This is a genomic window from Neisseria sp. P0021.S005 (assembly GCF_051956955.1).
On record NZ_JBQCWY010000112.1, the window covers coordinates 1 to 7,926 of the forward strand.

Annotated in this window: 8 protein-coding genes; 2 read left to right on the forward strand and 6 right to left on the reverse strand. The window is 47.5% G+C overall.

Features of this window, described 5'->3' with window-relative positions; genetic code table 11:
• On the reverse strand, nt 1–116 hold a 116-nt coding region (locus ACTHUE_RS08110; protein ID WP_440423154.1), incomplete at its 3' end, for a pilus assembly FimT family protein.
• 157 nt (nt 117–273) lie between these two features.
• A complete protein-coding gene (gene dnaB, locus ACTHUE_RS08115; RefSeq protein ID WP_070460859.1) occupies nt 274–1,680 on the reverse strand; it encodes a replicative DNA helicase in 1,407 nt (468 codons plus the stop codon).
• Between the two features lie 154 nt (nt 1,681–1,834).
• On the opposite strand from dnaB, the gene ACTHUE_RS08120 reads away from it, so the two are divergent.
• Entirely contained in the window at nt 1,835–2,416 is a 582-nt protein-coding gene (locus ACTHUE_RS08120; protein ID WP_070460856.1) for a superoxide dismutase, read from the forward strand.
• Nucleotides 2,417–2,639: 223 nt separating this feature from the next.
• Nucleotides 2,640–4,181 (forward strand): L-lactate MFS transporter, encoded by a 1,542-nt coding sequence (locus ACTHUE_RS08125; protein ID WP_070460853.1) that lies wholly within the window; start codon nt 2,640–2,642, stop codon nt 4,179–4,181.
• A gap of 58 nt (nt 4,182–4,239) precedes the next feature.
• Here the strand turns inward: ACTHUE_RS08125 and ACTHUE_RS08130 are convergent, their stop codons facing one another.
• From ACTHUE_RS08130 to pilW, 4 genes are all read right to left on the reverse strand, one after another.
• Nucleotides 4,240–5,085, reverse strand: a complete 846-nt coding sequence (locus tag ACTHUE_RS08130) for a DUF817 domain-containing protein (protein WP_070460851.1) — start codon at nt 5,083–5,085, stop codon at nt 4,240–4,242.
• A gap of 33 nt (nt 5,086–5,118) precedes the next feature.
• The gene (ispG, locus tag ACTHUE_RS08135) at nt 5,119–6,384 is read right to left on the reverse strand and encodes a flavodoxin-dependent (E)-4-hydroxy-3-methylbut-2-enyl-diphosphate synthase (RefSeq protein ID WP_440423246.1); all 1,266 of its coding nucleotides are present in this window, start codon (nt 6,382–6,384) and stop codon (nt 5,119–5,121) included.
• A 1-nt stretch (nt 6,385) separates the two neighbouring features.
• Nucleotides 6,386–7,267: a helix-turn-helix domain-containing protein gene (locus ACTHUE_RS08140; RefSeq protein WP_440402943.1), complete on the reverse strand. Its 882-nt coding sequence runs from the start codon at nt 7,265–7,267 to the stop codon at nt 6,386–6,388.
• On the reverse strand, nt 7,268–7,926 hold a 659-nt coding region (pilW, locus tag ACTHUE_RS08145; RefSeq protein WP_440423248.1), incomplete at its 5' end, for a type IV pilus biogenesis/stability protein PilW. It abuts the gene before it with no gap.

Genomic DNA, 7,926 nt, shown 5'->3' on the forward strand with positions numbered 1-7,926 from the left:
CGTCTGGAGGCAATCCATTGATTCATATTGGGAAGTGCGATGACGGCCATTACTGCTGCAATAGTAATGACGATCAGCAACTCAATTAGGGTGAAGCCTTTTTGTGTCTGATACATGAGTGATTTTTTGGTAGTAATGTGTTGGGTAACTGACGTTTTCTCTTTTGCATTTGCCTGTGGCAATGCTTTTGCTTTTATTGGATTTATTCTAAACGATTTTGGAATGCGTGACTAATAAAATATGAAATTCGGTTAGTTTTTCAGACAATCTGTCTCAATCTTCCATCAACATAGATTCTGGAACATAGGCAGCATTATCAAATTTGGTAAATTGACCCATCCAAGTGAGGAATACTTTCCCGACTGGACCGTTACGGTGTTTGCCGATAATACATTCCGCCAAGCCTTTTGCGGGTGATTCTGAGTTGTAGTATTCATCACGATACATGAACATAATCAAGTCGGCATCTTGTTCGATTGCGCCGGACTCACGCAAGTCGGACATCATCGGGCGTTTGTCGGTACGCTGTTCAACGGTACGGCTCAACTGCGACAGGGCAATGACGGGAACTTGCAACTCTTTCGCCAATGCTTTGAGGGAGCGCGAAATTTCGCCAAGTTCGGAAGCACGGTTGTCAGAACGGCCGGAGCCTGACATTAATTGCAAGTAGTCGATGACGATCAAGCCCAATTTACCGTTGAACTGGCGAGCAAGACGGCGGGCGCGGGCGCGCAGTTCGAGCGCGGTCAAGCCTGGAGTTTCATCGATATACATGGGTGCATCGGAGAGTTTAACAACTGCTTCGTTCAGACGGCCCCAGTGTTCGTCTTGCAATCTGCCGGTTTTTAAAACGCTTTGGTCTAAACGTCCGACTGAACTCAGCATACGCATAACCAGCTGCGCACCGCCCATCTCCATCGAAAATACGGCGACAGGCAGCTTGCCCTCTACGGCAACGTGTTCCGCAATGTTGATCGAAAAGGCAGTTTTACCCATGGAAGGACGGCCTGCGACGATAATCAAATCGCCCGGTTGGAGGCCTGATGTTTTTTTGTCGAGGTCGATAAAACCTGTCGATATGCCGGTTACTTCATCAGGATTGTCGCGCGAATAAAGCATATCGATGCGCTCGACCACTTCTTTCAAAAGGTCGGGCATCTCAAGGAAGCCTTGTTTGGATTTGGCGGTACTTTCGGCGATTTGGAATACTTTGTTTTCTGCCTCGTCCAAAAGCTGGCCTGCATCGCGCCCTTGCGGATTGTATGCGCTGCGTGCAATTTCCGTGCCGACTTCGGCAAGCTGGCGCATGATGGAACGCTCGCGCACGATTTCGGCGTAGCGGCGGATATTGGCAGCAGACGGCGTGTTTTGCGCCAGCGTAATCAGATAATTGAATCCGCCTGCCGCTTCCAATTCTTCATTGCGCTCCAAACTTTCTTGAACGGTAATGACGTCTGCAGGACGGCTTTCATTAATCAGGTTGGCAATCGCACGAAAAATCAGGCGGTGTTCGTGGCGGTAGAAATCTTCGCCGGAAACGACATCGGCAATACGGTCCCAAGCAGAATTTTCCAGCATCAGACCGCCTAAGACGGATTGCTCCGCTTCTGTGGAATGTGGCGGCAGTGACAATGCGCTGATTTCACGGTCTTCAGACGGCATATCGGAATAATTGCTCATGACGGGCATCTCTGGCTGGAAAATTGCAATCCACTATTATAGCGCAGTGTAAGTTCAATTGGTTTGTTTAGGCTAAAGCAGGTAAAATAGCAATGTTGTCGATTTGACAACACACACTACCAAAATATAAATATCAATAATTAGGAGCATAAAAATGGAACACAAGCTGCCACAATTGCCTTATGAACTGGATGCGTTGTCCCCTCATCTGACCAAAGAAACTTTGGAATTTCACTACGGCAAACACCATCAAACTTACATCACCAATTTGAACAATCAAATCAAAGGCACTGAGTTTGAAGAAATGCCTTTGGAAGAAATCCTGAAAAAATCTTCCGGCGGTATGTTCAACAACGCTGCCCAAACGTGGAACCATACTTTCTACTGGCTGGGCTTTACCCCTAAAGGCCAAGGCAAACCTGCCGGCGAATTGGCTGCGGCCATCGATGCCAAATGGGGCAGCTTCGAGAAATTCCAAGAAGCGTTCGATGCTTGCGCGGCCGGTACTTTCGGCTCTGGTTGGGCATGGTTGGTGAAAACGCCTGCCGGTGAATTGGATCTGGTTTCTACTTCCAATGCAGGTACTCCGCTGACTACTGAAAACACTCCGCTGTTGACTTGCGACGTATGGGAACACGCCTACTATATCGACTACCGCAACAGCCGTCCTAACTACCTGAAAGGTTTCTGGGAAATCGTTAACTGGGATGAAGTTGCCAAACGCTTTGCCGCATAAAACGATATGAATGAAAAGGCCGTCTGAAGAATTTTCAGACGGCCTTTTTGTCGATATGGGCGTGATGAAATGGTTTAGATGAATGTTTTTTCTGTTTGATGCGCAAAATTATCATGGAGCAGAAAAAAGGATAAACGAGAGATTATGCTAAAATATTGTCAACAATTTTTCGATTCCGCATGATATGGAATCAGCGTTTGACACATATAGACAAGAGGATTTTATGAAATTTTTAGACCGTGAGGCGATCATTGCCAAACCCGGCTTTAATCGTTGGCTGGTACCGCCCGCTGCTTTGGCCGTGCATCTTGCCATCGGGCAGATATACGCTTATTCCGTGTTCAATGCGCCGCTGACCAAGCTTATCGGTATCACTGAGTCGGCTGCAGGAGATTGGAAGCTGACCACGGTGGGTTGGATTTTCAGTATTGCCTTGGCGATGTTGGGCGCGTCTGCGGCCATGTTCGGTACATGGATGGAACGCGTTGGGCCGCGTAAAGCAATGTTTGTTGCCGCCTGCTGCTTTAGCTTGGGCTTTTTTGTGTCGGCGATCGGCGTCCATACGCACAATCTGTTTTTGCTTTATTTGGGCAACGGTGTGATTGGCGGGGTTGGTTTGGGCTTGGGCTATATCGGGCCTGTATCGACTTTGATGAAATGGTTTCCCGATAAACCAGGCATGGCTACAGGTTTGGCGATTATGGGTTTTGGCGGCGGCGCGATGTTGGCTTCGCCTTTGTCGGTATCGCTGATGAGTTTTTTCTCCAGTGAAACTTCGGTTGGCGTCGCGCAGACTTTTGTGGTTTTAGGGTTGTTTTATTTGGTGTTGATGATGTTCGGTGCATTTACGATCCGTGTACCTGCCGATGGCTGGAAACCTAAAGGTTATGTTGCGCCGAAAATCAAAAGCAAATTGGTCAGCAGTAATCATGTCAATGTCTCACAAGCCATGAAAACGCCGCAATTCTGGCTCTTGTTTTGGGTGTTGTGTCTGAACGTGACGGCGGGTATCGGCGTTTTGGGTCAGGCTTCTGTCATGATTCAGGAGCTGTTTTCTGAAACTTCTGTCGGTAAACAGGCTGCCATTGGTGCGGGTGCGGCGGCAGGTTTTGTGAGCCTGTTGAGTCTGTTTAATATGGGGGGGCGCTTTTTGTGGTCCAGCGTGTCCGACAAAATTGGCCGTAAAAATACTTATACTATTTTCTTTGTGCTCGGCTCGCTGTTGTATTTTGCCATTCCGTCGATTGGCGAGAGCGGGAACAAGGCTTTGTTTGTTATTGGATTCTGCGTCATCATTTCCATGTATGGCGGCGGTTTTGCAGCGATTCCGGCGTATCTGAAGGATTTGTTCGGCACTTATCAAGTCGGTGCAATCCACGGCAGGATTTTGCTGGCATGGTCAACTGCGGCTGTTATTGGCCCGGTGTTGGTCAACTATATCCGCCAAAGTCAAATTGAAAGTGGCGTTCCGGCTGCTGAGGCTTATAGCATTACCATGTACATTATGGCAGGTTTGTTGATTGTCGGTTTGTTGTGTAATTTGAGTGTCCGTTCGGTTCACGAAAAGCATCACGAAAAAGACATTAAAGTCGCGGCACATAGTGGCAACCCCGATGATGAAACCGCTGTATCCGATGCCTATCTGATCAGCAAGAAGGTATCAGCCGGCGGTATCGGCGTATGGTGGCGCTGGGCTTTGGTCTGCATTCCTTTGGGCTATGGCGTCATTATGGTGTTTGTTAAAGCCTTAAGTTTGTTTAATTGATTGTTGAAAATTAAAGGCCGTCTGAAAGTTTCAGACGGCCTTTTCAAATGTTAAATAACTAATCTTTTGATACGCTGATGGTATGTTTGATGTGTTTTAAATTCGCGACGATGGTAAAAGTCATCATCACCAGTAATGCCCATGAACTCCATTTGCTGATGTGTACCGATGCCCACGCGCCGATTTGGTTGGGATAGCGCCAAACGCCGAATAGGGTTCCCAAATTTTCCGCCAGCCAAATGAAAAATCCGATCAGGACGAAAGCGAGCAGGAGCGGCATTTTGCGAGTGGTGTCATAGGGCGTGTATAAGACCGTTGTCCGGGCGTATAGGCCGAGAGCAAAAGCAGCGAGATACCAGCGATAGTCGCCGATATAGTGATGGGTGAAGAAATTGATATAAATCGCCAGTGCGCACAAAGTGCCCAACCAATACGGCGGATGGCTTTTGATTTTGAGGTCAAACAGCCGCCATGCTTGAATGATATAGCTGCCGACTGCGGCATACATAAAGCCTGCAAACAGCGGTACGCCGCCAATTTTGGTGTATGCCTCATCCGGATAGCTCCAAGACTGGATATCACCTGAGGTTTTGAACCATTCTAAAGCAAAGCCCACCAAGTGAAACAGCGTAATCGATTTCACTTCATCCCAAGTTTCCAGCTTGAAATACAGCATGGCTGCTTGTACGGAGATGGCAAAAATCAGCAGCAGGTCATAGCGCGAAATCCCTAACCAGCCTGTTTTTGGGATGAGGAACATGGCAATGAAAAACAAGCCTGCAAATAAGCAGGCTCGTGCTTCTTTCAAACCGAAGAACCAAAATTCAACGATAAAGCGTCGCCAACCATGCAAATCCTTGCGTTTGGGATGCTCAGTCAGCCAAGTATCCAGTTTTCCCAACATATTTTCAGACGGCCTCTTTATCTTGATAATGTTTTAGGCAGACTGAATTGGAATGACACGGTTTTGCTTACGTTTTGCGCCACCTTCGCAATAGTTGGTTTTGACATAATCTTCAACGATTTGTAAAAACTCGGCAGCGATATTGTCACCTTTGAGGGTCACTTTGCGTTCACCGTCTACATAAACCGGTGCAATCGGAGTTTCGCCTGTACCGGGCAGGCTGATACCGATATCGGCAAGCTTGCTTTCGCCCGGGCCATTGACTACGCAACCCATTACGGCAACGTTCAATGATTCAACGCCTGGATACTCAGTGCGCCAAATAGTCATTTTTTGGCGTAAATAGTTTTGTACGTCTTGCGCCAATTCTTGGAATACGGTGCTGGTGGTACGGCCGCAGCCTGGGCAGGCTGTAACCATTGGTGTGAAGGAACGCAAGCCCATGGTTTGCAGGATTTCCTGACCGACAATGACTTCCTGAGTGCGCGAACTGCCGGGCTCGGGGGTTAGGGAGATTCGAATGGTGTCGCCGATGCCTTCTTGCAATAATACGGCCAGAGCTGCGGTGGAAGCCACAATGCCCTTGCTGCCCATGCCAGCCTCAGTCAGACCGAGATGGAGCGGGTAACGGCAACGGCTGCCTAATTCCCGGTAAACCTGAATCAAGTCTTGTACGGCGCTGACTTTGCACGACAAAATGATTTTGTCTTCAGGTAAGCCCAAAGCCACGGCTTTTTCTGCCGATTCCAGCGCCGAAACAATCAAAGCCTCTTTCATGATTTCTTCAGGCGGCTTCGGTGTAGCAGAAGCTAGGTTGGCATCCATCATGCGCTTGGCAAGGCTTTGATCAAGCGAACCCCAGTTCACTCCGATGCGTACGGCTTTATTGTTTTTTGCCGCTGTACGAATCATAAAGGCAAATTTCTCATCGCCTTTTGCGCCTTTGCCGACATTGCCTGGGTTGATGCGGTATTTAGACAGGGCTTTGCCGCACTCGGGAAATTCAGCCAATAAGCGTTCGCCATTGAAATGGAAATCACCAATCAAAGGCGTGGTATAACCCATATCGTCTAAGCGGCTGCGGATTTCGGCGACTTTGGAAGCTGCTTCTGGAGTATTGACCGTGATGCGTACCATTTCCGAGCCGGCATCGCTCAACTCTTTGACCTGTCGGGCGGTTGCTTCTGCATCTGCGGTGTCGGTATTGGTCATAGATTGCACAACAACGGGCGCATCCGAACCGACGATGAGATGATCGATTTGTACTTGATGTGTCAGACGGCGTTTAGGTGTGGTCATTTTATTTTTTTCCTGCAACAAAAGAGGCGGATTTTTCACCGGCAACACGGTGTTTTAAAGGTTCGATTGGTGTGCCGCCGTAATTGGCTTCCGAACCGGCTGCAATACCGATCCAAACATTATAAGGCGCGCCGCCTCTCAGACGATGTTCGCTTCCGGCCGGAACAATGCGGCTGAATACTACTTTTCCATCTTTGTCTGCAATAATCAGATTGCTTCGGTATTGGACTTTAATCCAAAGTTCGTCTTTCTCGACTTTGACGGCAGGCTTTTCTTCTACAACGGCAGAAGCTGCTGAAGCTGCTTGTTCATTGGCTGCTTCAGGCTTATTGGTAATTTCTTTTTTGCCGTCTTCGGTCATTTCGCTAACGGCAACATTATCCGTTTTCAAAGCAGGCGTTTTCATTGTATCGGCAACATCTTTGCTGTTTTGAATATTTGCCTGTTCGTTTTCATAGCTGGATTTACTTTGCCAAAAGTAAACACCGCCTATTGCTAAAGCCAATACTGCTGCACCCAATATCCATTTAGGGAAACCCTGTTTTTCAGCATCTTCGTAGCTCAAGCCGCTGTTGGTGCTGCGTGTTACTGCATATACATGGTCTTCAAGTTGCGGAGTAATCGAGTGCAAATGTTTGGTGATGGTTTGTTCATCGATTTTGAGGAATCGTGCATATGAACGAAGATAGCCTGAGACGAAGACAAGGCCCGGAAAATTTGAATATTCCCCTTTTTCCAAGGCATCAATTTGTTCGGCAGACAGTTTTAAACGTGAAGCAACATCTTCAATATCGATTTTGGCATCAGTTCTGTGTTTGCGTAATTCATCCCCCAGTGTTTTGGCGGCTTGTGTGTCGTAGTTGATTTTATCGTTATTTTCCATTTAGTGGCCTGTTGTAACAGTTTGTAGTTCGTCAGAATAAGGGAAGTTTGCCCTAAGTTGGGCTTCATATTCGTATGCGGCGTGTTTATTGCCCAAGGCGGTAGCCAAACGCCAGCCTAAAAGCAAATCGTCAGCCTGAAGGACATCGACTTTGCTTTGGTATTGGCGGAAATAATAGTCGGCATCGTTCAGATTGCCTGCCATCATTTTGGTTCGGGCAAGCTCTTTGAAAGCAGGGAAGAATTGTGGATTGGCTGCCAAAGACCTTTCCAAATAGGCTTGAGCCAAAGAGTATTGGCCTAACCTTGCGCTGCAAATGCCTTTATTCATATTGGCAATAAAGGGGCTCGGGTAGGTCGGGTCGGCCAGTGCCTTATCAAAATAAGCCAAAGATTCGGCTGGTGCATTCATTTGATTGCACAAAAACCAACCGTAGTTGTTGTTAACTTCTGCACTATCAGGTTTTAAAGACAATGCTTTAAGAAAGCTTTCCTGGGCTTTGTCTTTAACCTTCAAATACTGATAAATCTCAGCGCGTACCAACCAAGCAAGGTCATTTTTGGAATTGGACTTAAGCGCCTCTTCGATACTTTCAGTAGCTTGGCGGTAGTTTTGGCCGCGCATATATTCCACAGCCAGTTGGGTTTTGATATTAGAAA

What these genes read in the sequence shown, in the direction of transcription:
- ACTHUE_RS08125 (WP_070460853.1), top strand. Translation starts at nt 2,640, where the DNA reads ATGAAATTTTTAGACCGTGAGGCGATCATTGCCAAACCCGGCTTTAAT.
- ACTHUE_RS08130 (WP_070460851.1), bottom strand. Translation starts at nt 5,085, where the DNA reads ATGTTGGGAAAACTGGATACTTGGCTGACTGAGCATCCCAAACGCAAG.
- ispG (WP_440423246.1), bottom strand. Translation starts at nt 6,384, where the DNA reads ATGACCACACCTAAACGCCGTCTGACACATCAAGTACAAATCGATCAT.
- dnaB (WP_070460859.1), bottom strand. Translation starts at nt 1,680, where the DNA reads ATGAGCAATTATTCCGATATGCCGTCTGAAGACCGTGAAATCAGCGCA.
- ACTHUE_RS08140 (WP_440402943.1), bottom strand. Translation starts at nt 7,267, where the DNA reads ATGGAAAATAACGATAAAATCAACTACGACACACAAGCCGCCAAAACA.
- ACTHUE_RS08120 (WP_070460856.1), top strand. Translation starts at nt 1,835, where the DNA reads ATGGAACACAAGCTGCCACAATTGCCTTATGAACTGGATGCGTTGTCC.